The sequence below is a fragment of the Streptomyces tibetensis genome (assembly GCF_007655005.1).
Taxonomy (GTDB): domain Bacteria; phylum Actinomycetota; class Actinomycetes; order Streptomycetales; family Streptomycetaceae; genus Streptomyces; species Streptomyces tibetensis.
This window is the reverse complement of sequence record NZ_SZVW01000031.1, coordinates 1-24,057: the sequence shown is the minus strand read 5'-3', so window position 1 is coordinate 24,057 and position 24,057 is coordinate 1. Positions and strand designations below refer to the sequence as shown.

Here is a 24,057-nt window from a genome sequence, read left to right as displayed (position 1 = left end):
CGGCTCACCCGCGGGCTGTCGCCTGTGGGACGAGTGGGGAGTCCTGTGTGAGACGGACGACCCCTCCGTTCCGTTCCGTGCCCCGACGGCACGCCCGTCACTCTGGCACGCCCAGCGCACGGGCGAGGACCGGCCACGAGGCCGTGAACTCCGGCTTCCAGTGCGCCCAGTCGTGCCCGCCGCCCCCGTAGAAGTGCGTGGTGGCCGGGATCCCCATCAGGGCCAGCGTGCGGGCGAAGCCCTGGGCCGAGGGCCACAGGGCGCTCTCCAGGATCCCGGGCAGCGGATCACCGCCGTTGCCGACTCCGCTGCCCTGCGACACGTACAGGGCCGTGCCTCGCAGCCCGGTGGCGCGGGCGCGCGGGTTGAAGTCCCGCCAGGTCAGGAGGTTGAAGACCGGATTTCCCCAGAGGGACGCGGCCGGCAGGTTCTCGCGGGCCACGATCGCGTCCATGATGGCGGGAACACCGGGGGCGGTGGTGTCGAGAATGCCGCTGTAGGAGGCCGCCGCGGTGAACGCCCCGGGGTGGCGGGCCGCGTGGGCCATGGCCCCGTAGCCGCCGGTGGACACCCCGGCGACCGCCCGGGTGCCGGAGGCCCGGTAGTCCCGGGCGAGCAGCGCCGGCACCTCCTTCAGCTGGAACGTCTCGTAGTCGGGGCCGCCGCGCCAGACGCTCGGGATGCCGGTGGGGCCCGCGTCCGGCATCGCCACGATCAGGTCGCGGCCGGCGGTGAACGCCTCGATGTCCGTCTCACGGGTCCACGAGGTGTAGTCGTCGTGCGCGCCGTGCAGCAGGTACAGCACCGGGTACTTCTTCTCCGGGCGCGTACCGAAGTCCGACGGCAGGATCAGCCGGACCGGAGCGCTGCGGCCGAGCGCCGCGGAGGGCACGGACACGTCCAGCGTGCGCGGTCCGAGCCGGGTGGCCGCCCGGGCCGGGGCCGTGCCGGCCGCGGCCCCGAACAGGGCGGCGAGAGAGGCGGCGGCCGTCGCTCTGGCGACGGTGCGCCGGGACACTCCGGCGGCGGGCTGCTGCGGCAGGTGGGGCATGACGGCTCCTCGGGTTCCATGTCAGGGGGCCGGCTCGGCGAGTGTCCGGCTCAGATGGGCGGCGATCTCGCCGACGTGCGGCGGATCGAGCAGCGACAGATGGTGACCGGGCACCGGCACCACCCGCAGTCGTGGGCACACCTCGTCCCAGCCCAGCGCCGGGTCGTCCCGCTCGTACGCGGGGTCGCGCACGGTGTGCGGCGCGGGCTCGGTGGCGCGGTAGAGGACCACCGGCCCGTCGTGGGGGGCGGGACTGTGCGACTCGCCGATGCCCATGTCCAGGTAGGAGGACCGCTGGTGCTCCAGCGCCGCGGGCGGCACGTCGGCGGCCTCGCGCAGGACGCGCAGCACGGCGTCGATCCGGGCCGCGTCGTCGCCCATCGCCACGAGCTCGTCGTACGGCAACTCCAGCCGTACGCCGTAGGCGTCCGCGACGTGGCGGGCGAAGCCCTCGAAGTGCGCCCGGATCCGGTCCGAACGCGTCACTCCAGGGAGGGGGAGCGGTCGTACGGAGTCGATGAGCACGACCAGCCGCACCTCCCGCCCGGCGGCCGTCAGGTGCCGCGCCGTCTCCTGGGCCACGAAGCCGCCGAAGGACCAGCCCCCCAGCAGCAACGGGCCGTCGGGACGGACGGCGTCGATCGCCTCGGCGTAGCGCCGCGCCTTCTCGGGCACGGTCCGGGCCTCCTCGATCCGTTCCAGCCCGTACACCGGCTGGTCGTCGCCGAGGAGTTCGGTGAGCGTCCGGTAGACGCCGACCGGGCCGCCGGCGGCGTGGACGAGGAACAGCGGGGGCCGCGAGCCGGTGGCGCGCAGGGGCCGCACCGGGGTGTCGTTCCGGGGGAGGGCGCGCTCGAGGCGGGTGGCGGCGTCCTCGACGGTGACGGCGGCGAACAGCTCGCGCAGGGGCAGTTCGACGCCGAACTCGCGCTGCACCGCCGTGCGCACCCGGACCGCCATCAGCGAGTCCAGCCCGAGGTCGGCCCACGCGGTGCCCGGGGTGATACGGGCGGGGGAGTGGCCGGTGACGGCGGCGATGTGGTGGGTCAGGCGGGTCAGGACCGAGGAAGGCTCGCTCACTGCGGCAGAAGGTTCCTCACGCAGTGGCTCGGTGCCGGCCGCCCGGCCGTCCGTCCACCAGTGCCGTACGTGCCGCCACCGGGGCAGCGGCAGGTCGATGACCCGCCCCGGCGGCACGGGCAGGCGCTGTCCCGCCGCGTACAGGGCGCCCAGTTGCCCGGCGAACGCCTCCGACCCGTCGGCGTCCCGGCGCAGCGTGGCCAGGGCGAGGGCGCCCGGCACGGTGTCGGCGACGGCTCCCGTCAGCACGGGGTGGGGGGAGATCTCGACGAAGGCCGTGTGGCCGACGGCCGCTGCCGACGCCAGCGCCCGGTCCAGCCGCACGGGCCTGCGCAGGTTGGCCGCCCAGTGCGCGGCGTCGAAGAGGCAGTCCCCGCGCGGATCGTCGAGGACCGTGGAGTGGACCGGGACGCGCGGCCGCCGCCCCCGGATGCCGGACAGCGCGTCCGCCAGCTCCGGCAACAACCCGTCCACCTGCGGCGAGTGCCCGGCGCCGACGACCCGCATGGCCCTCGCCGCCCGGCCCTGCCCCTCCAGCCGGTGCACGAGCCCGGCCACCGCGGCCTCCTCACCCGTGACGACCTTCTGCCGCGGGGAGGAGTGCACGGCGACATGCACCTCCGGGAAGTCCCGTGCCAGCGCGTCGAGTTCGGTGTCGTCCAGGTCCACCACGGCCATCGCGCCGCCCCGCAGCCCACTCAGCAGCCGGGCCCGTACGGCGATGACACGCGCCCCGTCCGTCACGTCCAGCGCACCCGCGCACACGGCCGCCGCCACCTCGCCCATGGAGTGGCCGATCACCCCGGCGGGCTCGACACCGTGGGAACGCCACAGCTCGGCGAGCGCCAGCTGAAGGCCGAACAGCACTGGTTGGGCGACCTCCAGACGGTCGAGACCGTCGCCCGAGGACAGATGGTCGTACAGGGAGAGGCCGCACTCGGGGGCGAGCTGCGGGTCGAGCTTCTCGACGGCGGCGGCGAACGCGGGTTCCTCGGCCAGCAGCCGGCGCCCCATGCCGGGCCACTGACTGCCGTACCCGGAGAAGACCCACACGGGGCCGCGCCCCACGCGGTCGCGGTCCCCGGTCGTCACTCGCGGGTCCGGGCGCCCGGACGCCAACGCGTCCAGCGCGTCGGCCAGTTCGTCCCGGTCTCGGGCGGCCACGGCGGCGCGCACGGGACCGCGGCCCGTACGGCCGGCCAGGGTCCGTGCCACGTCCGCGGGGTGCGCGGCGCCGTTCCGCAACCGCCCGGCGAGCCTGCCCGCCGTGTCGCGCAGGCGCTCGGTGTCCAGGTCGGAGAGCAGGTGCAGGCGGGCGGCCGGTTCCTCGGCCGGTCGCACCGGGACCAGGCCGGGCGGTCCTTCCTCCAGCACCACATGGGCGTTGGTGCCTCCGAAGCCGAACCCGGAGACGCCCGCTACGGCCGTGCCGCCGTAGCGGGGCCAGGGCTCCGGCTCGGTCACCACCCGCAGCCGGGGGTCGGTGAGGGAACTGCCCCCCTCGCAGTGCAGGGACGGCGGGATGCCGTCGTGATGCAGGGCCAGCACGGTCTTCACCAGGCCCGCGACGCCCGCGGCGGACTCCAGATGGCCGAGGTTGCCCTTGGCGGACCCCAGCAGCAGCGGCTGGTCGGGGTCCCGTCCCGCGCCGAGGACCGCGCCGAGCGCACCCGCCTCGATCGGATCGCCCAGCGGGGTGCCCGTACCGTGCGCCTCGACGTAGTCGACGTGCTCGGCGGCGAGCCCGGCCTGCGCGTACGCCCGCTCCAGCAACGCCTGCTGTGCGGCCGGGTTGGGAGCCATGAGGCCGTTCGAGCGGCCGTCGGAGTTGACGGCGCTGGCGCGGATGACGGCCAGCACCCGGTCGCCGTCCCGCTCGGCGTCGGAGAGCCGCTTGAGGATCACGGCCGCGCAGCCCTCGCCGCGCCCGATGCCGTCGGCCGCCGCGGAGAACGGCTTGCAGCGCCCGTCCGGTGCCAGGGCGCCCGCCCGCCGGAAGGCGACCGTGACGACCGGCGACAGCAGCAGGTTGACCCCGGCCGCGATCGCCATGTCGCTCTCGCCGGTGCGCAGACTGACGCAGGCGTAATGGACGGCGACCAGCGAGGAGGAGCAGGCCGTGTCGACGGCCAGGCTCGGTCCGCGGGTGTCCAGGACGTACGCGAGCCGTCCGGCGCCGACGCTGAGCGCGCCCCCTGCCGGAGCCCAGGGGTCGACGGCGGCCGGGTCGGCGCCCGTCAACTGCCCGTACTCCGGTGCGGAGATGCCGACGAACACGCCGGTGGCCGTGCCCGCCAGGGACCCGGCCGGCACGGCGGCGTGGCCGAGCGCCTCGTGGACGACCTCCAGCAGGATCCGCTGCTGGGGGTCCATCACCGCGGCCTCGCGCGGGGTGATGCGGAAGAAGTCGGCGTCGAACCCGGCGATGTCGTCGAGGTAACCGCCGTACGGATGCGCGTCGGCGGGTGGGAACGCGGTGAAGTCGCGCCAGCGGTCCTCCGGGACGCGCCGGATCGCGTCGACACCCTCGCTGAGCAGCCGCCAGTAGTCGTCCGGGCCGTGCACGCCGCCGGGCAGGCGGCAGCCGACCCCGACGACCGCGACCGGCTCGGCCGTACCGCCCGGCACCGCGGGACGCGGCATCGGAGCCGCCCCGGCTCCCGGGGCAGGTGACTCGCACAGCCGAGCCACCAGGGCCTCCCCGGTGGGCGTCTCCCACAGCAGCGTCGTCGGCAGCTCCCGGCCGGTGGCGCGGGACAGCTCACCGGCCAGGGCGACGGCCTCCCGCGAGGCCATGCCGAGATCCGCGAGCGGCCGGTCCATCGGGGCGTCGTCCGGGGACGTCCCGGTCCAGGCGGCCACCCGCTCGGCGATCAGCCGGCGCAGCGCGGCCTCGTCGACCGTCCTCATTCGGCCCCACCCGCCGCCCGGACCTGCCCGCCGAAGGCACCCTCCAGATACCGGGCGCGGGTCAGCGCCCGCGACACCTTGCCGCTGGAGGTGCGTGGCACCGTACCCGGCGGCACCAGGACGACATCGGCCAGCCGCAGTCCGTGCCGCGCGGAGACGCCCCCGCGCACGGCACGCACCACGGCCGGTACGTCCAGTTCGGCGAGGCGCGCGGTCCGCGCGTGCTCCGCCACGACGACCGCACACTCGCCACCGGCACCCCCCGGCACGGCGAAGGCGGCGAGCCGGTCCCGGCGCACCACCTCGTGCGCCTCCTGCACCGTCGCCTCGACGTCCTGCGGGTAGTGGTTGCGCCCGTCGACGATGATCAGGTCCTTCAGCCGTCCCGTGACGACCAGCTGCCCCTCCAGCACCGTTCCCAGATCACCCGTGCGCAGCCAGCGTCCCGAGCCGGGCGTGGCGTCCGTGAACTCCGCGCCGAAGACCTCCTGCGAGTCCCGGTTCCAGTAGCCGCGGCCCACGTTCGGGCCCTGCACCCAGATCTCCCCGACCTCACCCTCCGGCAGCGGCACCCGCGTCACCGGGTCGGCGACCCGCACCCGCTGCCCCGCCGGAGTGCCACAGCCCGCCAGCAGCACCGCCCGGGGATCGTCGGGCCGGGCGGGCAGGGCCTTTCCGGCCGCCAGGGCGTCGCGGTCGAGCGCGAACCGGCTGAGCGGCTCACCCGGCCGGGCCGCGCACACGAACACCGTGGCCTCGGCCAGCCCGTACGACGGGCAGTGCGTCCCGGGCGCCAGGCCCTGGCCGGCGAACGCCGTGTGGAACCGGTCGGCCGTGCCCGGGCGGACCGGCTCACTGCCGTTGATCAGCGCCGTCACCTTGTCCAGCCGCAGGCCCTCCTTCTGGTCGGCGGTGACGGTCGCGACGCAGTAGTCGTAGGCGAAGTTGGGCGCGGCGCTCACGGCGTTCGGATGCGCGGCGAGCAGCCGCAGCCAGCGCACGGGTTCGTGCAGGAACGCCGCCGGGTCCATCAGCACCGAGAGCGCCCCGCGCGCCACCGGGGCCGCGACGCTGAGCACCAGCCCCATGTCGTGGTAGAGCGGCAGCCAGCCCACACTGGTCATCGGGCGGGTGTCGAGGCCGTAGGCGGCCAGGGCCTGGCGGGCGTTGGCGACGACGTTGCCGTGGCTGATCTCGACGCCGGCCGGGGCGCGGGTCGAACCGGACGTGTACTGGAGGTAGGCGGGTGCCCCGGGGTCCAGGATGACCGGTTGCCGGTCGCGGCCGTCGTCGTCGGGCACCTCGTCCGCGACGACGATCCGCGGCCCGCCGGTCCCGAGGAAGTCCCGCACCTCGTCGCGGGCCCGGCTCGTGGTCACCACCACCGACGGGAGCGCGTCGGCCAGGACGCCCGCGAGCCGGTCGGCGTGCCCGGGCAGGCCCGGCGTGTACAGCGGTACGGCGACCAGCCCGGCCGTCAGGGTCGCGAGGAAAGCGGTCACGTACTCCGTGCCCTGCGGACACAGCAGGGCGACCCGGTCCCCGGGCCCGGCCTCGTCGGCGAGGCGTGCGGCGAGCGCCCGCACCCGCACGTCCAGGCGGTGCCAGGTCAGGGTGCGGTGGATGCCGCGCGAGTGCGGTGCCGGGTGCTCGACGAAGGTGAAGGCCCGGCGGTCGGGTGTGGTCTCGGCCCAGTGCCGTACGTACTCCGGCAGGGTGGGGCACGCGGGCGCGAGCGGGGGGCGGCGGCTGTCCATCAGGCGGGGCTCCTCACGACGCGGATCGGCCTACGGCTCACAACAAGGGGGAGGGGGAGAGAAGAGGGCGGCTAGAGGGGGATGTTGCCGTGCCGGCGTTCCGGCATCGGGGCGCGTTTGCCGCGCAGTGCGCGCAGGGCGCGGCAGACCTGCTCCCGGGTCTCGCGCGGAGCGATGACGGCGTCGACATAGCCGCGCTCGGCGGCGAGGTACGGGGTGCCGTGGGTGCGTTCGTACGCGGCGAGAAGGCTTGCGCGCAGCGCCTCCGGGTCGTCGGACGCGGCCAGTTCGCGCCGGTGCAGGACGCCCACGGCCCCCTCGGCACCCATGACGGCGATACGGGCCGTGGGCCAGGCGAGGTTGACGTCGGCGCCGAGGTGCTTGGAGCCCATCACCGCGTAGCCGCCGCCGTACGCCTTGCGCACCACGACCGTGACCTTGGGGACGGTCGCCTCGGCGTAGGCGTACAGGAGCTTCGCCCCGCGCCGGATGATCCCGGCCTGTTCCTGCCGGACCCCGGAGAGATAACCGGGCACGTCGGCGAAGGTCAGCAGCGGGATGCCGAACGCGTCGCAGAACCGCACGAACCGTGCGGCCTTCTCGGACGCGTCGATGTCGAGCGCCCCGGCGGCGTGCAGCGGCTGGTTGGCGACGACGCCCACCGAGCGGCCCTCGACGCGGGCCAGGGCGCAGATGATGTTCGGCGCGAACAGCTCCTGCACCGGCAGCAGTTCACCGTCGTCGACGACCGCGTGCAGGATGTCCCGCATGTCGTAGGCCTCGCCCAGCCGGTCCGGGACGATCGCGTCGAGCCCCTCGCCGGCCGGGGCGTGCCCGGGGGCGTACTCCGGGGGCCGTTCCAGGTTGTTGGCCGGCAGGTACGACAGCAGGTCGCGCACGGTGTCGAGGGCGTCCTCCTCGTCGGCGGCGAGGAAGTGGGCGTTGCCGTTGACGGTGTTGCTGGTGCGGGCGCCGCCCAGCTCCTCGGCGGTGGTGCGCTCGCCCGTGACCGTCTCGATGACGTCGGGGCCGGTGACGAACATGTGCGAGGCGCCGTCCACCATCACCGTGAAGTCGGTGATCGCCGGGGAGTACGCGGCACCGCCCGCGCACGGGCCCAGGACGACCGAGATCTGCGGGATCACCCCGGACGCCTTGACGTTGCGCCGGACCAGCTCGGCGTAGAGGGCGAGAGCGGCGACACCCTCCTGGATCCGGGCCCCGCCGGAGTCGTTCAGGCCGATCACCGGGCAGCCCGTCTTCAGGGCCAGCTCCATCAGGGCGACGGTCTTCTCACCGAACGCCTCGCCCATGCTGCCGCCGAACACGGTGGAGTCCTGGGCGAAGACACACACCTGGCGGCCGTCGACCGTGCCGTACCCGGTGACCACGCCGTCGCCGCAGGGACGGCGGGCGTCGTGCCCCGCGGGCCGGGCCCGGACGAACAGGCCGGTCTCGGTGAAGGAGTCCTTGTCCACGAGCCGCTCGATCCGCTCCCGGGCCGAGAACTCCCCGCGTCTGCGCGGACCGCCCGGGGCCACCGCCCGCTCCCGCCGGTGCTCCAGGCCGGCGACGCGCTCCGCGGTGTCCCCGGGCGGGTGCGTCGCCGTCTCCCCCGGACCGGATGCTGTCACCTCTGTGCTCACAACCACCTCCGAAGTGGCTCTCGAATATGGCAGCGAGGCGGGGGAGTGCCGTACGGATCGCCGGTCTGTGTGGGGGAGTTGAGTCCTCGCGAGCGGGGTTTCATCCAGGTGTGACAAGGAGGCCTTCGAGGGCCGGGCGCGATTCAGCGGCCCGAGTGCTGAATGCGTTCTCCTTCTTCTATTGGACCCCCGGCCGTACGGCGTCCAGGCTGGAGTGCACCATCGCCCGACAGCCGGAAGAGGTCACGCCCCATGCACACCCGCCGCATCGGTGACGTCGAGGTCAGCGCGATCGGCCTGGGCGCGATGCCCATGTCCATCGAGGGACGACCGGACGAGGAACGCTCCCTCGCCACGATCCACGCCGCCCTCGACGCCGGCGTGACCCTGATCGACACCGCGGACGCCTACCACCGCGACGCCGACGAGGTCGGTCACAACGAAAGCCTGATCGCCAAGGCCCTCGCCTCCCACGACCGCGGCGGCGACGTCCTGGTCGCCACCAAGGGCGGCCACCTGCGTCCCGGCGACGGCAGCTGGACACTCGACGGCAGCCCCCGCCACCTCAAGGGGGCCTGCGAGGAGTCGCTGCGCCGGCTCGGCGTCGAGGCCATCGGCCTCTACCAGTTCCACCGCCCCGACCCGCGTGTCCCCTACGCCGAGTCCGTCGGCGCGATCCGGGACCTGCTGGACGAGGGCAAGATCCGCATGGCCGGCATCTCCAACGCGAACCCCGAGCAGATCCGGCAGGCCGGTGAGATCCTCGGCGGGCGCCTGGTCTCCGTGCAGAACCAGTTCTCCCCGGCCTTCCGCTCCAGCGAGCCGGAACTGCGCCTGTGCGACGAGCTCGGCATCGCGTTCCTGCCCTGGAGCCCCCTCGGCGGGATCTCGAAGGCCGGTGGACTCGGCTCGGGCCACGCCCCCTTCGCCCGCATCGCCGAAGCGCACGGGGTGAGCCCGCAGCGCGTGTGCCTGGCCTGGATGCTCGCCAAGTCGCCGGTGGTGGTGCCGATCCCGGGCGCGAGCCGTCCCGAAACCATCCGTGACTCGCTCACCGCCGCCGACCTCACTCTGACGGCCGAGGAACTGGCGGAACTGGACGCCGCCTGAGCACACCGAGACGCGGGGCCAACGTACGCCAACACCCCTGGCGTCTGTTCACCGAGAACGCAGGGGCGGGGGTCGGAGTCCATCCGGAATCGGGAGGTCCACCGGTCGTTCTTCGGCCCATGCCGTCGCCTTCGTACCGCCGCTGCCTGGCCCGGATTACTGGGGGCGGTGGCCTGCCTGGTCACAGGCGGGTGGTGGACCGGCCGTCGGGCAGATTCACGACCGTGCCGGTTGGTTGGCGATCAGCAGGGTGACATCGGCAGGGCGGAAGCCCAGGCGGCGGTAGATACGAGCGACACTCTCCTGCGCATAGGCGAGAAAGACTGTCTGCACTCCGTGGTCGCGGGCGTGGGTGGCCAGGGCCGCTGTGACGGCCGCGGCCAGACCCTGACGGCGAGCAGTGGGGAGAGTGCCAACGCCCCCGATCTCGGTGGTGCCGTTGGCTGGGTGGTAGTGACCGACGGCGAGCGGAGTGCCGTCCGACGCGAGTGCGGCGATGAGTGTCTTGTGCCCGGCGCGGATAGTGGGGCGGGTGGTCTCGACTGTGCCGTCCGCGATCACTTCCCTGGCCGCTGCTGACAGTTCCGCATGGCCCGCGGCGCCCACAGCAGGCTCCTCCGCTGCGAAAGCCAGTCGAGGCAGAGCAAGGACTGCAGGGAGTGCTGGGTCGTCGGCCGTCAGCACCCGGATCGTGACGCCGTCCGGCAGCGGCTGCGGGGGGACAGGGACATGCGGGTCGAGGGCCAGTAGCGGGCGTTCTGCCACCGGCAGGCCCACGGCCTCGATACGGGCGCGTAGCGCCGGGGCTGCCTCTGCGAGCCACTCGAAAGCTTCCGGCACGCCGAGTTCGCACTGCCGAGCACGCACCCGTGCGATGTCAGCCGTGGTGACGCTCCCGGCGCCCTCTGCGGTGGGCTGAGCATGGGCCGGGCCGCCGTAGTACGGGGCTCCTGGTTCCTTTCGTACGAACAGCCGCAGTGGACCGAACTCTTCGGCGTCGGCGAACAGCAGAGGCACGGTGGCGTGGTACTGCTCGATACGAGCACGCAGCGAATCGCTCATGCGGCGCATCCCACCACGGAGCAGCGTGACACCGCATCCGAAAAACGAACCCGCGTGACGTCCTGTGCAAGGGCGGGGCTCACACCGCTCTGCTCGGCGGCAGGCTCGTCTAAGACCGGTCGCAACCGATCAGTTCTCGTCAAATCCACTCCAGGTGAGAAAATCGTGTGAATGTTTACGCGTGGTTCGGGCATACGCAGCGAAAACACAGAGAGGGGCGCTACGTGCTTGTACCGGACCGGAAGATCGTCAGGGAGTTGCTGACGCGGTACGCGTCGCTGAGGATCGCTCAGTCGGAGAGGCACGTGCCGACGGCGGCACGCGAACTGGAGGACGTCAGCTACACGCTGTGCGTGATGATGGGGACGTCCGACATCAGTGACGCCATTGCCAAGGCGGATGTCCTGCTGCTCACCGAGGGGCGGCCCGACGTCGCGGACGCGGACGGGGAGAACGGCCTGACGCTGGTCGGCTGACGGTTGACGAAAGGCCCGGCGCGGACCGGGCATCACGCCTCGGCGGCCTGGGAAGGGGCCGTCGAGGCGTTCGTCCGCCCGTGGAACGCCGTGCGGTAGGCGTACGGCGTGGTGCCCGCCACCTTGCGGAACCGCTCCCGGAACGCGGTCGGCGACCCGAACCCCGTCTGGCGCGCGATCCGTTCGACCGAGTGATCGGAGTTCTCCAGCAGGTACTGGGCGCGCCGGACCCGCGCCCGCAGCAGCCACTGCAGTGGCGTGGTGCCGGTCTGCTCGCGGAAGCGGCGGCTGAAGGTCCGCTCGCTCATTCCCGCTCGCGCCGCCAGGGCGCCCAGCGTCACCTCGTCGGCCAGGTGGTCCTCGATCCACTCCAGCACCGGTTCCAGTGCGGAGCCCCGGGGCACGGGTGGATGCTCGTGCACGATGAACTGGGCCTGACCGCCCTCGCGTTCCAGTGGCATGACCGACATCCGGGCGCTGTTCGCGGCGACGGCCGACCCCAAATCCCGCCGGATCATGTGCAGGCACAGATCCAGCGCTGCCGCGGCCCCGGCCGAGGTGAGGATCTGCCCGTTGTCGACGTACAGCACGTCCGGTTCCACCTGGACCCGCGGGAAGCGGCGGGCCAGTTCCCCGGCGGCCACCCAGTGCGTGGTGGCGCGCAGTCCGTCCAGCAGCCCCGCCTCCGCCAGCACGAAGGCGCCGACGCACACCGACGCGATCCGGGTGCCGGCCCCGGCCGCCTCGCGCAGGGCCGCCAGCACCCGGGCGGACGGCGGCGCGGCAGCCGGGGAGCGGCCCGGCACGATGATGGTGTCCGCCTCCGCCAATGCCTCCAGTCCCCGCTCGATCCGCAGGGTGAAGCCGCCGTCCGCGCGCACCTCCGGCGTCTCGGCGCACAACCGGACCCGATAGGCGGGCCGCCCGTCCGGAAGGCAGGTCCAGTCGAACGTCTGCTGGGGCGCCGCCATGTCGAACGGCACCACATGATCGAGAACCAGGATCGCCACTGAGTGCATGATCGTCACCCTAGGCGGAGTTCCCGCCGGCCCGGTGACGTGGACCGGCGCGAGCTTCGGAGGGGAGAACCCAGGTGGGACGGGTTGGCGAGAACCCGTCGGAAGCTGTCGATCCAGCCTCTGGGTGATCACGCCGGGGCGTCCTAGCGTGGGCGCCGTTCCTCGCCCTCACGGAAAGAGCCCCGGTGACCAAGATCCTGCTGTCCCTCCATGTCCTGGCGGCCATCGTCGCCATCGGTCCCGTGACCGTCGCGGCCAGCATGTTCCCGCCGGCCGCGCGCCGCACGATTCCCACGGGTGTCGGCACGGTGGCGCTCCTGCACCGCATCTGCCGGGTCTACGCCGGCGTCGGTCTGACCGTCCCGGCCCTCGGGTTGGCCACCGCTGCCGCCATGGGCGTCCTCGGCAGCGGATGGCTCGTCACCTCCATCGCCCTGACCGCCGCGGCCGCGGGCGTTCTGGCCGCCTTCGTCCTGCCCCGGCAGGAGGAGATCCTGGAGCAACTGAGGGGCGAGCAGGCACCCGATCATCGCGCCACCGTGCAACTCGCGATGTTCACCGGCATCTTCAACCTGCTCTGGGCGACGGTCACCGTCCTGATGGTCGTCCGTCCTGGTTCCACGACGGGAGCGTGAACCACCCGCATTCACCTGTCATGGATGTCCGGTCTGCGTCAAGTCATCCCAAGGAATTCACACTCCGGGACACCGTGCCGCCTACACTCGCAGTCTCGCCCCCGCATGGGGCCGACGAGCAGAAAGGCGCGTTGACGGGTGTTCCAGGATTCCCCCATCTACGACCGACTCATCGCGGAGCGCGGTGACGTACCCGCACAGGTGCGCCGCGAGGCCGAACGTGTGAGCAGGGAACTGGAGCTGGTCATGCGGCCCTCACAGTCCCTCGGCTACGACCGCCCGCACTCCCCGGGCGCGGGCTGGCAGCGCGCGGGCATGCTTCCCGGCCCGCGCCCGCAGTGAACCGGGCGGCTGCCCGGGCCCGGCCCGCGGCCGGGCCCGGTGCTCACCGGACCCTCGTGTCCGAGCCGTTGACGTGGGACGGCTGGACCGGGACGGGCCGGGCCAGCCACTCGGCGATGGTGCGGGCGATCGGCTGACCCGTCTCCACCTCGACGAACCCGAACTGCCCCGACTGGTTGCACTCCAGGAACCACCAGGTCCCGTCGGAGTCCTCCACGAAGTCGAAAGCCCCGTAGGCCAGTTCGGCCTCGCGGAGATAGGCCAGGACGCCCGGCGCGATGCGGGACGGCACATCGGTGGGCAGCCATGGCGAGCCAGACGCGGCGAACCGCACGTCGACGTCGTCCGGGTCCGCGTCCTCGGCGGTCGCCTTGCGGGCGGCCAGCATCCTCTCGCCCACGACGGTGAGCCGGATGTCGGCCCGCTTGGTGATCCGCCGTTGCAGCAGCGTCGGCCCGAACGCCACGGCGGAGAAGTCCGTGTCGGGTGCGACCCGACTGGTCGGCACAGCCCGCGGCGGGTCCTGTGGGTGCGCGCCCGACACCGGCTTGACCACCAGTTCCGGGTAGCGCTCGGCGAACTCGCGGGCGGCGCGCGGGAAAGTCGTGATCAGCGTCGCGGGCACGGGCAGGCCGCATCTCTGGGCGAGCCGCAGCTGCCAGGGCTTGTGGCGGGCCCGGCGGGCCGCGTCGGGATGGTTCATCCAGCGCGCGTCGGAGCCCCGCAGCATGCCGTAGAGCGCCTGCGCGGCCTCCTCGGTCAGCCAGGCGGACGGCTGGGCCGCCCGCGCGGCCGGGACGCCGGGCCGGCGCACCCACACGGACCGGAGCCCCCCGATGCTCACCAGCCGCCCCCCGGCGGACAGATGGCCGCGGAACCGGCCGTGCACGTATTCCCCCGAGAGCGAGACACCACCGGTCAGGTCCGCGGGATCGACCCGGACCACCGGAACCCCCGTCGCGTGCAGGTGCACGACCACCATGTCCGCGGTGACGTCCTCCTCACAGGTGAGGATCAGTACGGTCATCGTCGGCGGCCCGTGGTCAGTCGTCGAAGTGCGTCTTGGAGCCGGCGGTGGACGTCGTGGTGCCGAACTCTCTCAACAGGGCGGAGTCACAGGCCGCGACCCGGCCGTCGCGGAGCACGTTCAACTGCAGTCCGGCGTCGTACACGTACGGAACGGCAGCTTCCAACTCCACTGCCGGGCGCGCGTAGTTGAGCGCGAACGGTTGCATCGTCTCTCCCTCGTCGGTACTGCGCCGAGCAGGCGGTGTCCCAGGGGCGAGTTCGCCCGGTCCGTCGGCCTGATTCGGCTTCCAGAGACTTATACGAGTCGAACGGGTGGTTGGTTTCCTTACTTTCCGTAGTCATCGGCCAGTTGCCGGTCCGGCCGGTGCGCCGAACTGCGCTCCCGTTCGCCGAGGGAGCCGCGGACGGTGCGCAGAGCGAGCAGCAGGACCCCGATGTCGTCCAGGTACACCGGGTCGGGCACCAGGTCGGTGGGCAGCACGAGATAGAGCACCGCGCCCCAGAAGACCCAGCGCGGGCCCGTGGGCAGTCCCGCGCGCCGCAGATCGCGCCGGGTGCGGACCAGTCGCATGAGGACGGCGACGGCGAAGACGAGGACGACGGCCGCGAGGGCCGCGGCCAGAATGATCACTTTTGTGCTCGTGTCCACGGGGCGCCCTCCTCCTGGCATGCCACGACACGGGGTGTCCTTAGCTGGATTCCCTTTTCCGGCGGCTGTATTGCGGCCGGGGCCCGACATGTCGGCGAGTCAGCGGATTTTCCCGTTCCAAGGTCATCCCGGTGGCTCACTCAAGTGGCACGGGGTGACGGGGACGCCTAGTAATGGTCACCGTAACGTCGCTCGTCACACGACGGGGGGCGCAGGAGCGGCCGCACTCTTCCCACGGAGGCGAGTATGACCACCTGCTCTTCATCACCCCGCTCGAACGAACATGCCATAACCGCTGAGCCGAACGGGTCCGCCCAGCCGTCCGCCGAGACGACCGTCGCCACCGGCACGCACCAGGTGGCGCAGACGAGCGCGCAGCCCGCTGCCGACCCGTACGAGACGGACATGTCCGCCGCCCCCGCCCCGGATCCGGCCGCCGCGCATATGGCCCCTCCCGTCGCGGACTGGCTGGATCCCGCCGAGGCGAGGTCTGGGCCTGCCGCGCCGGACCCGACGGACTTCGCGCCGGGCCCCGCCCGGTCCGCTGCCGCAGACCCGAGCGAGGGCGCCGAGTCCGCCGCACCCGGCGACGACGAGGCCGATCCGCCGGCCGGGCCCGGCCCGGGCGACGCCGACCAGCCCGGTGCGCGGCCGTTCGTCATCCGGTCGCTCGACGACAACCCGGTGGAGCTCCGTCCCGGCAGCGGTCCGGCCTCCGGCGCACCGTACGGCGACGCCGTCAGCGACCTGGTGCACGCCGCCGTGGCCGACCGGCCGCTGGAGGAGGTCGTCGACCTCATCGTCTCGCTGGAGGAGTCGCCCGACCACACCCGGGCGAGGGTTGACGCGCTCCGCACCGCCGGGGTGGGCCGGTCCGTCGAGGACGTGTCCCGGATGATCGCCCTGCTGACGAAGCCCCCGCGCGACGCCGAGTGCGCGGACGAGGCGATCCGGGCCGCGGCCGCCCACCGTCCGGTGGAGGAGGTGACCCGGCTGGTGACCCTGCTGCACAGGGAGCCGCAGGAGCCCCACGTCCGCGAGGAGGCCCTGCGCGCGGCCGCCACCGGCCGGTCCGTCGGGGAGCTGGTCGAACTGATCGACCGCCTGGGCCTGGAACGGCTGGACCGCGAAGGCCCTCGCCCGCAGCAGGCTTCGCCCCACGAGGGCGAGACGGCCGCGCCCGAAGCGCCCGGCCGTCAGGGCAAGCGCCGCACGGCACACCAGGGCAGGCCCCTCGTGAACCACCGCACCTACGACGCACCGCCCGACCATGAGACCGCGGCGGACCGGCTCGCCCGGGCCGTGTCCTGGTCGGGCTGGCTCGCCGCCCTGGCCCTCGTCGCGTGCGCGGTGGTCCACTTCCCGCTGCAGCGCGGCGACGGGTCCCTGCGGCTGCACGCGTTCGCCCTCAGCCTGTCGGTGCTGTGCACGGTCCTGGCGGTGCTGCTGGCCCTGCGCCCCGTGGCGCTGGTGCTGGCCGGGGCGGTGCTGGTGCCCACCGTGCTGGCCGGAGCCCAGGCGTACGGGAACTCCTTCCCGTCGGCGTCCCTGCCGCGGGCCGTCGATCTGGCGCTCGCCCCGCCGTGGCTGGCCGCCGCGATCGCCGTGTGCGCGGCGCTGCTGGCCCTGGTCGCGCTGGTGTTCCGGGTGCTGGCACCCATCGCCGCCCGGCAGTGGACCGCCGTCCCGGCGTCCGAGGCGCCCGGCATGGCGGAGTGAGGTTCGCGGCGTTCCCTTCGGTGCGGTGACCGGATGGGCCCGACCGGCCGGTGACCACCGAGGCGGATCACTGAAACAGGGTGACCGGATCGACCGGCTGATGCCGGCCGATCCGGTCACCCTGCCCGTGCGGTGCTGTGTCAGAGCGCATCCTGCGCCCGGCGATCGAGCAGCCCGGTCAGCAGCCGGTCCGGTGAGAGCGGGAGTTCACGCAGACGGACGCCCGTGGCGTGGTGCACCGCGTTGCCGATCGCCGCGGCCGTTCCGACGATGCCGATCTCCCCGATCCCCTTGCTGCCCATGGGATTGAGCCGGGAGTCCTCCTCGTCGAGCCAGTGCGCGTCGATCTCGGCGATGTCGGCGTGCACCGGCACGTGGTACGACGCCAGGTCCGACTCGTTGAAGTCGCCGAACGCGGCGTCCATGGTGCTGCCCTCGGTCAGCGCCATGCCCAGGCCCATGGTCATGCCTCCGACGAACTGGGAGCGTGCCGTACGGGGGTTGAGGATGCGGCCCGCCGCGTACACCCCGAGCAGCCGGCCGACCCGCACCTCGCCGGTGACCGTGTCGACGGCGACCTCGGCGAAGTGCGCCCCGAAGGCGTGCCGGGCGAAGTCGCTCTCGGCGTCCGCCGCGCCCTTGGTGTCGGCACTGGCGCCGAGGCCCTGCTCGGGCAGCGGCCCCGGGTGCTCGGCGAGCCGCCGGGCCAGCCGGGCGCACGCGTCGTGCACCGCCCAGCCCCAGGAGGCGGTGCCGGACGAGCCGCCGGCCAGCGACGCCGAGGGGAGTTCGGTGCTGCCGACCTCGATCCGGACCTGCTCCAGCGGCACCCCGAGGGCGTCGGCGCCGACCTGCGCGAGCACGGTCCGGGCGCCCGTCCCGATGTCGGTGGCATTGATCCGCACCAGGAACGTCCCGTCGGGCCGTGCGCGAGCCGTCGCCGTGGACGGGGCCACCAGGACGGGGTAGGTCGCCGCCGCCACGCCCGTCCCCAGCAGCAAGGGCCCATCCCGGCGGGTGCCCGGGCGGGGATCGCGACCGGCCCAGCCGAAGCGCCGGGCGCCCTCGCGCAGACACCCGACCAGGTTCCTGCTGCTGAACGGCTTGCCGCTGTCGGGCTCGACGTCCGGCTCGTTGCGGACGCGCAACTCGATCGGATCCATGCCGAGTCCGACGGCGAGCTCGTCCATGGCGGACTCCAGCGCGTACATGCCGGGGGCCTCGCCCGGAGCCCGCATCCAGGAAGGCGACGGCACGTCCAGCGCCGCGACCCGGTGCACCGTACGGCTGTGCGGCGCGGCATACATCACCCGTGCGGGCACCGCCGCCTGCTCCACGAACTCCTTGATGCGGGAAGTGTGCGTGGTGACCTCGTGCACGAGGGACTCGAGACGGCCGTCCCCATCGGCCCCGAGCCGCAGTCGGTGCAGGGTCGGGGCGCGGTGCCCGACCACGGCGGGCAGACACCGCCGCGGCAGCGCCACCGTCACCGGCCGCCCGGTGTGACGGGCCGCCATGGCGGCGAGCACCACGTCGGGCCGGGGCGTTCCCTTGGACCCGAAGCCGCCGCCGACGTGCTCGGCGGTGACGACGATCCGCTCCTGCGGCAGGCCGAACAGCGCGGCGAGCGTGGCCCGCACGGCACCGGTTCCCTGGCTGGAGGTGTGCACGGTCAGCCGGCCGTCCTCCCACCGGGCGGTGCTGGCGTGCGGCTCCATCGGATGGTTGTGCAGCGGCGGCACCCGGTAGGCGACGTCCACCCGGGCGGCCGCCGAATCGAACGCCCCGTCGGGGTCGCCCTGCTCACGCACGGCCGGATGACCGCCGTTGGCCTCCTCGGGCACGTACACACCAGGGTGCGAGACGGTGAGGGCCACGTCGTGCTCTTCGGCGTCGTAGGTGACGCGGACGGCGGCGGCACCGGCCCGGGCCGCCTCCAGGGTCTCGGCCACCACCAGGGCCACGAACCAACCGCGGTGCGGAACCCGGGCGTTCTGCAGCACGGCGAGCGTGGGATCGTCCGGCTCCACGAGGCGCGGCGCGTTCTCGTGGCTGAGGACGGCGAGGACACCGGGCACGACCAGCGCCGCTGTCGTGTCGACGCCGGTCACCCGGCCCCGGGCCACCACCGCCGGCACCGGCCAGGCCTGGGCGCCGCCGGGGAAGTGGAACTCGGCGGCGTAGCGGGCGGTGCCGCCGACCTTCTCACGTCCTTCCCGGCGCTCCGCGGGGGCGCCCACACCACCGGTCATGAATCCCTCCCGGTGAGCGCGGTGTCCGTGAGCCGCGACAGGACGTCCACGGCGAGACTGCGGGCGAGCGGCACCTTGTAGGCGTTGTCCCGAAGGGGCTGCGCGGCGGACAGCTCCGCTTCGACGGCGTGCTCGAACGCCGCGCGGGTCGGGGCCGCACCCAGCAGTGCCTCCTCGGCCCGCCGGGCCCGCCAGGGCCGGTGCGCCAGCGCGCCGAAGGCGAGCCCCGCACGGCCGATGACCCCGTGATCAAGACGCAGCACGACCGCGACGGAGGCGAGCGCGAAGGCGTACGAGGCCCGGTCCCGGGCCTTGCGGTAGGCCGACGGCAGCCCCGCAGTGGCGGCCGGCAGCAGCATGCCGGTGACCAGCTCGCCGGGGCGGATCTCGGTGTCCTGCTCGGGCCGGTCCCCGGGCAGCCGGTGGAAGTCGGCCGCCGGAACACTGCGGGCCCCTTCGGGCCCGTCCAGCTCGACCCGCCCGTCGAGAGCGGCGAGCGCCACCGCCATGTCCGACGGATGCGTGGCGATGCAGTGCGCGGAGTGGCCGAGCACCGCGTGGTCACGGTGGACACCGTCCCGTGCGCCGCAGCCGCTGCCCGGCTCCCGCTTGTTGCACGGTTTCGACAGGTCCTGGAAGTACGGGCACCGGGTGCGCTGGAGCAGGTTCCCGCCGGTCGTCGCCGCGTTGCGCAACTGCCCCGAGGCCCCCGCGAGCAGCGCCTGCGACAACGCCGGGTACCGGTCGCGGACCAGGGGGTGGGCGGCGAGGTCGCTGTTGCGGACCGTCGCACCGACGCGCAGGGCCCCGTCGGGCAGTTCCTCGACCCTGTCCAGGGGCAGCCGGGTGACGTCGATGAGAGCGGCGGGCGTCTCGACGCCGAGCTTCATCAGGTCGACCAGGTTGGTGCCGCCGCCGAGATAGCGGGAGCCGGGGTGCGCGGCGTACGCGGAGGTCGCCTCCTCGACGCTGCCGGCGCGGACGTAGGCGAACTCCTTCACGGAATCACGTCCTCGACGGCCTCGACGATCCGCGGATAGGCACCGCACCGGCACAGGTTGCCGCTCAGCCGCTCCCGGATCTCCTCCCGGTCCAGTGGCACCGGCTCGCCCGGGGGCGCCGCCGGGTCGGTGACGTGCGAGGGGTGACCGGCCGCCGCCTCGGCGAGCACACCGGCCGCGGAGCAGATCTGGCCCGGGGTGCAGTAGCCGCACTGGAAGGCGTCGCGCTCCAGGAAGGCTCGCTGGAGCGGATGCGGTTCCTCCCCGTCGCCGGACAGGCCCTCGACGGTGGTGACCTCGCAGCCGTCCAAGGCCACCGCGAACAGCAGGCAGCTGTTGACGCGCCGCCCGTCCACCAGGACCGTGCAGGCGCCGCACTGGCCGTGATCGCAGCCCTTCTTTGCGCCCGTGAGCCCGAGATCCTCGCGCAGCAGGTCCAGCAGGACCCGCCGGTGGTCGACGGTGAGCGTATGGGGTTTGCCGTTGACGCGGAGTGCGGTGCGCGCGTGGTGCCGGTGGTTGCCCATGTCGTGGAGGACCTTCCCGGGCGGTACGTGATGCCGTACGGACCGCGTATCCAGGAGACGGCGACTGACACGTGCGCCGGCGAGGAGGGTGTTACCGCTCCGACGTCACGGGCTGAGCGGCGGTGCTCGTCTCGTCGGTCTCTTCGCCCTCCGTGTCGTGGCTCTTCGCGTCCCCGACCGGGGTCGCCGGGCGCTTGACCTTGAAGCGTTCGAACGTCCCCTTGAGCTGCTGGAGCGGGGATGTGGCGGGCGGACCGGACGGACGGGGTCTGGGGGGAGTCGTCCCAGCGGACTCCTGGTAGGCGGCCAGGGCCTCGTGGGCGCTTTCGGCCGCCTCCCGGTACAGGTCACGGGACTTCGTCATGGCCTCCAGCGCCTCTGCGTACATGGCCACCAGGCCGCGCTGGCGGTCCAACTCCTCCTGGAGGGTCAGCAGGTGCCAGTCCTCCCGCAGTGCGGTGAGGGCGTCCTCGGCGCCGTCGGGCAGGGGCCTGCGGAGTGCGGCGAACCGCGTCACCGCGTCGACGAGGTCGGCCGGCTCGGAGCCGTCGAGGAAGACCGCGCGGACCGAGAAGTCCTGGGCCTCATAGCCCTCCGGCGCCGGGACGCCCGGCAGGACCACCGCTCCACCGCGCGGCACCTCGACGCCGGTGTCCCGCAGGGCCCAGTTCAGGCCGCGCAACTGCTGCGGGGCGGCGTGATGCTCCACCACACGGTGGCGCAGACCGGGCGGCAGCCACCGCGCCACCGGCGCACGTCCCCGGTCGTCGGTGGTCATCGCCTCGTGGACGACCACGTGGATGTGCCATCCACCGCGCACGGCGTTCCGCAGCAGGCGGCGGATGTCCCTGTCGTCCTGGGGGAGGACGTTGATCTCGCCCAGGGCCAGGCGGGTGGCGGCGTCCTGGTTCCAGGCGGTGTCCGGCTCCTTGGGCCAGAACTGGCCGGCGGGGGAGGGCCATGCGTCGTTCCACGGCTGCTCGGCCTCCGCGACCAGGGTCCACTCCTGCCCGGGCCCGGCGTCCCCTTCGGGCCGCACGCTCAGCCGGGCGCGCACGGTGATGTCGTCACCGACCCGCCAGCGGGCCTCGAAGACCCGCTCCGCCGGAGCGGTTCCGTCGTCGGGCAACTCCAGGAAGTCGTCGATGGCCTGGCTGTCCTTGCGCTGCTGCAGCGAGCGCCGGAGAACGTCTTCCGCGGAGCCCGGGGCGTGGCGGCCGCGCGCCAGCCACACCGTGTCGGGAGTCATGGGGCGGGCGGTGAGGGAGGTCTGCATGGGTCCATCTGTGAACGGGGGTGGGTGCGCCTGCCAGTATCGTCGCCGCAGGCCGACGGGTGCTACCCGGGGTCGCACGGGGCTCCGGGGGCCCGCTCGCGGCTGGCGCGCCCTCTCGCGCATGCCCGTTTCTTCGTCCGTCTCGCCGTGGGTCATGCGCACCGCCTACCCGCGCCGGGCTGTGCCATGTGACGAGGGAGGAACGGCGTGTGACGACCGGGCGGCGTGATGCGGCACCGGGCGGCGTGAGATGGCGCCAGGCGGCGTGAACCCCCGACCCAGCGGCGCCCTGGGGTGGTGTCCGCGTGCGCGGGTGTGCGCCGTGCGCGCGGGGTGTGCGCGCGGCGCACACATCGGGTGATCTCACGCGTGGTCCGTCCGGCACACGCTCCTGACAATGGTGCGCACGAGCAGGACCCGCCCACCATCCGCATCGGGGCGGGCCCTGCTCGCCCGGCGTGACGTGGAGCGCCGCTCAGAGATCCACCCCATCGACGGGACGCACGGCCTCCGGCCCGCTCCCCCTCCTCCTGTGTCCACCGCGTGTTCATGGCCCAGGTCGGCACCCAGCCCGAGCGCGCCCTGATCCCGCACGCCGACGGCACTCTCGTCCCCCTGCCGGGGACGCCCGACGCCGACCTGATCCCCGACCTGCTGGCCGCCTCGGACGTGCTCGGCACCGGATGGTTCGGGGCGGTCGCCGCCGAGGCCGGTCCCGGCAGGACCGTCGCGGTCGTCGGCGACGGCGCGGTCGGTCTGCTGGCGGTCCTGGCCGCACGACAGCTCGGCGCGGAGCGGGTCGCCGCGATGAGCCGCCATGAGCCGCGCCGGCGCCTGGCCGCTGAGTTCGGCGCCACGGACATCGTCACCGAACGCGGCGACGAGGGTGTCGCGAGGCTCAAGGAACTGACCGGTGGCCTCGGCGCCCACTCCGTCGTCGAAGCGGTCGGCACCGAGGAGTCCATGCAGCAGGCGATCCGGTCGGCCCGGCCGGGCGGGCACGTCCGCTTCGGCGGCGTCAACCACGACGTCGCCCTCAGCGGCGAGGAGCTCTTCTTCTCCCAGGTCCACCTGCACGGCGGCCCCGCCCCGGTGCGCCGGTACCTGCCCGAGCTGATCGACCTGATACGGCAGCGGAAGATCAACCCCGGCAAGGTCTTCGACCTGGTCGTCCCGCTCGACGAGGCCGCCGAGGCCTACCGGGCCATGGACGAGCGGCGCGCCGTCAAGGCCATGCTCACCCTCTGACCGACCCCGACCCCGACCCCGACCCCGACCCCGACCCCGACCCCGACCCCGACCCCGACCCGGACCCCGACCCGGACGCGGACCCCGACCCGGACGCGGACCCCGACCCCGACCCGGACGCGGACCCCGGCGCCGTCCACGCCGACGCCGGGCACAGCAGCCCCGACGCGCTCACGCTCCGCTTGTACTCCCTGCGTCGGGCCGCGAAGGCTTCCGCCACTCCGCCGAGCCGATGCGCGGACGACGCGTTCCGATGCCTGCTCGTGCAGGGACCGGGTACTCGGTCCCTGCACGACAGGTGCTTGGACGCAGGAGAGGGGACCGGGGGCAGTGGCGGTAAAGGCGATGGGGTGGGCGCACTCGTTCCGAATGTCCGAAGGGGTGCGTGCGGGGAGGGAGTGGACGCGCGAACGCCTCGGAACCCTGCCGTGGGCCACTGCCGAGCCGGACACGGTGGACGCGGTGGTGCTGGCGGTGTCCGAGCTGATCACCAACGCGCACGTCCACGCGCACAGCGACGCGCATCTGGTCCTCACGTGGGACGGCGACTGTCTTCACGTGAGCGTCCACGACGAGGACCCGACGCTGCCGCGCCAGCGCGACCCGGATCCGGGTGAGGCCTCCGGCCGCGGAGTGGCGATCGTGCGCAAGCTCGCCGACGAGTGGACGATGAGGTGCCAGCGACACGGCAAGACGGTGACGGCGTGCTTCCGTCCCGCCGACCCCGAGGGCGGCCGCGCACGTTGAGTCTGCTCACCGACGAGGCCCCCTTTTCGAAGGAGAAGTGTCGTGTACCTGGCCCGAGGGTCGAGTGACGACCCCTACGTCTGGCTGTGGGTCCTGGGCGCCCTCGCGCTGTACGCGCTGATCAGCTATGGGCTGCAGTACCGCGCCCGCGCCCGGCGCGGTTCCGCCCATCCGGCTCATGACGCCCTGCACGACCTCAAGGACCGGGAGGATCCCCAGCCGCCCGGGAACCGCTTCGTCAGCCGCGTGATCATGCTGGGCGGAGCGGGACTCACCGGGCTGGTCGCCTACCTGACGAGTGGCGCCGTGCGCGTCCTGACGGTCGGGCTCACGGCCGCGGTGGCCGTCACCGTGTGGGCGTACTACGACCACCGCACGGAATCGCGCGCCTCCGCCAGGTCATGAGGCGGCCCGACCATCAGGCGGCAGGTCCAGAGGCGCACAAAGGCCCCTCACCTCCGGCAACCTTGAGTTCTAGCGATCGTCGCAACACCCCAGCTCAAGGGGTGCGATGTTCGAGA

20 protein-coding genes and 1 pseudogene are annotated in these 24,057 nt (G+C 73.5%); 8 read left to right on the top strand and 13 right to left on the bottom strand.

Annotation, left to right across the window (positions count from 1 at the left end):
• Positions 1 to 97: 97 nt before the first annotated feature.
• The 4 genes from FDO69_RS38025 to FDO69_RS38010 form a co-directional block, all read right to left on the bottom strand.
• Entirely contained in the window at positions 98 to 1,051 is a 954-nt protein-coding gene (locus tag FDO69_RS38025) for an alpha/beta hydrolase (protein ID WP_104788020.1), read from the bottom strand.
• Between the two features lie 21 nt (positions 1,052 to 1,072).
• Positions 1,073 to 5,041, bottom strand: coding sequence for a type I polyketide synthase (locus FDO69_RS38020; RefSeq protein WP_104788017.1), 3,969 nt, complete (start codon positions 5,039 to 5,041; stop codon positions 1,073 to 1,075).
• Positions 5,038 to 6,798, bottom strand: coding sequence for a fatty acyl-AMP ligase (locus tag FDO69_RS38015; RefSeq protein WP_104788015.1), 1,761 nt, complete (start codon positions 6,796 to 6,798; stop codon positions 5,038 to 5,040). Before FDO69_RS38015 ends, FDO69_RS38020 begins: the two co-directional genes overlap by 4 nt.
• A 71-nt stretch (positions 6,799 to 6,869) precedes the next feature.
• Positions 6,870 to 8,444 carry an acyl-CoA carboxylase subunit beta gene (locus FDO69_RS38010; RefSeq protein ID WP_170321005.1) on the bottom strand — a complete coding sequence of 525 codons (1,575 nt, stop codon included), beginning with the start codon at positions 8,442 to 8,444 and terminating at the stop codon, positions 6,870 to 6,872.
• Between the two features lie 252 nt (positions 8,445 to 8,696).
• Here FDO69_RS38010 and FDO69_RS38005 point away from each other — a divergent pair, with 252 nt between their 5' ends.
• Positions 8,697 to 9,554 carry an aldo/keto reductase gene (locus FDO69_RS38005; protein WP_104788009.1) on the top strand — a complete coding sequence of 286 codons (858 nt, stop codon included), beginning with the start codon at positions 8,697 to 8,699 and terminating at the stop codon, positions 9,552 to 9,554.
• Between the two features lie 216 nt (positions 9,555 to 9,770).
• Here the strand turns inward: FDO69_RS38005 and FDO69_RS38000 are convergent, their stop codons facing one another.
• Complete coding sequence (locus tag FDO69_RS38000; RefSeq protein WP_104788006.1) at positions 9,771 to 10,616, bottom strand: GNAT family N-acetyltransferase; 846 nt, start codon at positions 10,614 to 10,616, stop codon at positions 9,771 to 9,773.
• 224 nt (positions 10,617 to 10,840) lie between these two features.
• On the opposite strand from FDO69_RS38000, the gene FDO69_RS37995 reads away from it, so the two are divergent.
• A complete protein-coding gene (locus tag FDO69_RS37995) occupies positions 10,841 to 11,092 on the top strand; it encodes a DUF5133 domain-containing protein (RefSeq protein WP_104788003.1) in 252 nt (83 codons plus the stop codon).
• Positions 11,093 to 11,124: 32 nt separating this feature from the next.
• Here FDO69_RS37995 and FDO69_RS37990 read toward each other — a convergent pair whose 3' ends face one another.
• On the bottom strand, positions 11,125 to 12,111 hold the full coding sequence (locus FDO69_RS37990) for a GlxA family transcriptional regulator (protein ID WP_104788173.1): 987 nt from the start codon (positions 12,109 to 12,111) through the stop codon (positions 11,125 to 11,127).
• 185 nt (positions 12,112 to 12,296) lie between these two features.
• Here FDO69_RS37990 and FDO69_RS37985 point away from each other — a divergent pair, with 185 nt between their 5' ends.
• Both FDO69_RS37985 and FDO69_RS37980 read left to right on the top strand, forming a co-directional pair.
• Entirely contained in the window at positions 12,297 to 12,746 is a 450-nt protein-coding gene (locus FDO69_RS37985; RefSeq protein WP_104788000.1) for a hypothetical protein, read from the top strand.
• 138 nt (positions 12,747 to 12,884) lie between these two features.
• Positions 12,885 to 13,088 (top strand): hypothetical protein, encoded by a 204-nt coding sequence (locus tag FDO69_RS37980; RefSeq protein ID WP_031111422.1) that lies wholly within the window; start codon positions 12,885 to 12,887, stop codon positions 13,086 to 13,088.
• Between the two features lie 43 nt (positions 13,089 to 13,131).
• On the opposite strand, the gene tgmB is transcribed toward FDO69_RS37980, so the two are convergent.
• The 3 genes from tgmB to FDO69_RS37965 form a co-directional block, all read right to left on the bottom strand.
• Complete coding sequence (gene tgmB, locus FDO69_RS37975; protein ID WP_104787997.1) at positions 13,132 to 14,115, bottom strand: ATP-grasp ribosomal peptide maturase; 984 nt, start codon at positions 14,113 to 14,115, stop codon at positions 13,132 to 13,134.
• A gap of 16 nt (positions 14,116 to 14,131) precedes the next feature.
• A complete protein-coding gene (tgmA, locus tag FDO69_RS37970) occupies positions 14,132 to 14,323 on the bottom strand; it encodes a putative ATP-grasp-modified RiPP (protein ID WP_104787994.1) in 192 nt (63 codons plus the stop codon).
• 119 nt (positions 14,324 to 14,442) lie between these two features.
• Positions 14,443 to 14,766, bottom strand: coding sequence for a YkvA family protein (locus FDO69_RS37965; RefSeq protein WP_167526768.1), 324 nt, complete (start codon positions 14,764 to 14,766; stop codon positions 14,443 to 14,445).
• 246 nt (positions 14,767 to 15,012) lie between these two features.
• Here FDO69_RS37965 and FDO69_RS41455 point away from each other — a divergent pair, with 246 nt between their 5' ends.
• Positions 15,013 to 16,485 carry a hypothetical protein gene (locus FDO69_RS41455; protein WP_159030687.1) on the top strand — a complete coding sequence of 491 codons (1,473 nt, stop codon included), beginning with the start codon at positions 15,013 to 15,015 and terminating at the stop codon, positions 16,483 to 16,485.
• A gap of 140 nt (positions 16,486 to 16,625) precedes the next feature.
• On the opposite strand, the gene FDO69_RS37955 is transcribed toward FDO69_RS41455, so the two are convergent.
• The 4 genes from FDO69_RS37955 to FDO69_RS37940 all read right to left on the bottom strand — a co-directional run bounded on the left by FDO69_RS37955 (position 16,626) and on the right by FDO69_RS37940 (position 21,541).
• Positions 16,626 to 18,737 carry a xanthine dehydrogenase family protein molybdopterin-binding subunit gene (locus tag FDO69_RS37955; RefSeq protein WP_104787988.1) on the bottom strand — a complete coding sequence of 704 codons (2,112 nt, stop codon included), beginning with the start codon at positions 18,735 to 18,737 and terminating at the stop codon, positions 16,626 to 16,628.
• Positions 18,734 to 19,738, bottom strand: a complete 1,005-nt coding sequence (locus FDO69_RS37950; RefSeq protein ID WP_104787985.1) for an FAD binding domain-containing protein — start codon at positions 19,736 to 19,738, stop codon at positions 18,734 to 18,736. Before FDO69_RS37950 ends, FDO69_RS37955 begins: the two co-directional genes overlap by 4 nt.
• Positions 19,735 to 20,265 (bottom strand): (2Fe-2S)-binding protein, encoded by a 531-nt coding sequence (locus FDO69_RS37945; RefSeq protein ID WP_104787982.1) that lies wholly within the window; start codon positions 20,263 to 20,265, stop codon positions 19,735 to 19,737. Before FDO69_RS37945 ends, FDO69_RS37950 begins: the two co-directional genes overlap by 4 nt.
• A gap of 91 nt (positions 20,266 to 20,356) precedes the next feature.
• The gene (locus tag FDO69_RS37940; RefSeq protein WP_234388281.1) at positions 20,357 to 21,541 is read right to left on the bottom strand and encodes a hypothetical protein; all 1,185 of its coding nucleotides are present in this window, start codon (positions 21,539 to 21,541) and stop codon (positions 20,357 to 20,359) included.
• 525 nt (positions 21,542 to 22,066) lie between these two features.
• On the opposite strand from FDO69_RS37940, the pseudogene FDO69_RS37935 reads away from it, so the two are divergent.
• The 3 genes and pseudogenes from FDO69_RS37935 to FDO69_RS37920 all read left to right on the top strand — a co-directional run.
• A pseudogene (locus FDO69_RS37935) lies at positions 22,067 to 22,789 on the top strand (zinc-binding dehydrogenase); the annotation flags it as partial.
• Positions 22,790 to 23,119: 330 nt separating this feature from the next.
• Entirely contained in the window at positions 23,120 to 23,536 is a 417-nt protein-coding gene (locus FDO69_RS37925; protein ID WP_104787979.1) for an ATP-binding protein, read from the top strand.
• Between the two features lie 42 nt (positions 23,537 to 23,578).
• Positions 23,579 to 23,941 carry a hypothetical protein gene (locus tag FDO69_RS37920; RefSeq protein ID WP_104787976.1) on the top strand — a complete coding sequence of 121 codons (363 nt, stop codon included), beginning with the start codon at positions 23,579 to 23,581 and terminating at the stop codon, positions 23,939 to 23,941.
• The last annotated feature ends 116 nt before the right edge of the window (positions 23,942 to 24,057 follow it).

Excerpts from the sequence above, each read along its gene's own strand:
- FDO69_RS38015 (WP_104788015.1), bottom strand. The coding sequence starts at position 6,798 with ATGGACAGCCGCCGCCCCCCGCTCGCGCCCGCGTGCCCCACCCTGCCG.
- FDO69_RS38005 (WP_104788009.1), top strand. The coding sequence starts at position 8,697 with ATGCACACCCGCCGCATCGGTGACGTCGAGGTCAGCGCGATCGGCCTG.
- FDO69_RS37990 (WP_104788173.1), bottom strand. The coding sequence starts at position 12,111 with ATGCACTCAGTGGCGATCCTGGTTCTCGATCATGTGGTGCCGTTCGAC.
- FDO69_RS41455 (WP_159030687.1), top strand. The coding sequence starts at position 15,013 with ATGACCACCTGCTCTTCATCACCCCGCTCGAACGAACATGCCATAACC.
- tgmA (WP_104787994.1), bottom strand. The coding sequence starts at position 14,323 with ATGCAACCGTTCGCGCTCAACTACGCGCGCCCGGCAGTGGAGTTGGAA.
- FDO69_RS37940 (WP_234388281.1), bottom strand. The coding sequence starts at position 21,541 with ATGCAGACCTCCCTCACCGCCCGCCCCATGACTCCCGACACGGTGTGG.
- tgmB (WP_104787997.1), bottom strand. The coding sequence starts at position 14,115 with ATGACCGTACTGATCCTCACCTGTGAGGAGGACGTCACCGCGGACATG.
- FDO69_RS37945 (WP_104787982.1), bottom strand. The coding sequence starts at position 20,265 with ATGGGCAACCACCGGCACCACGCGCGCACCGCACTCCGCGTCAACGGC.
- FDO69_RS38000 (WP_104788006.1), bottom strand. The coding sequence starts at position 10,616 with ATGAGCGATTCGCTGCGTGCTCGTATCGAGCAGTACCACGCCACCGTG.
- FDO69_RS38020 (WP_104788017.1), bottom strand. The coding sequence starts at position 5,041 with ATGAGGACGGTCGACGAGGCCGCGCTGCGCCGGCTGATCGCCGAGCGG.
- FDO69_RS37955 (WP_104787988.1), bottom strand. The coding sequence starts at position 18,737 with ATGACCGGTGGTGTGGGCGCCCCCGCGGAGCGCCGGGAAGGACGTGAG.
- FDO69_RS38025 (WP_104788020.1), bottom strand. The coding sequence starts at position 1,051 with ATGCCCCACCTGCCGCAGCAGCCCGCCGCCGGAGTGTCCCGGCGCACC.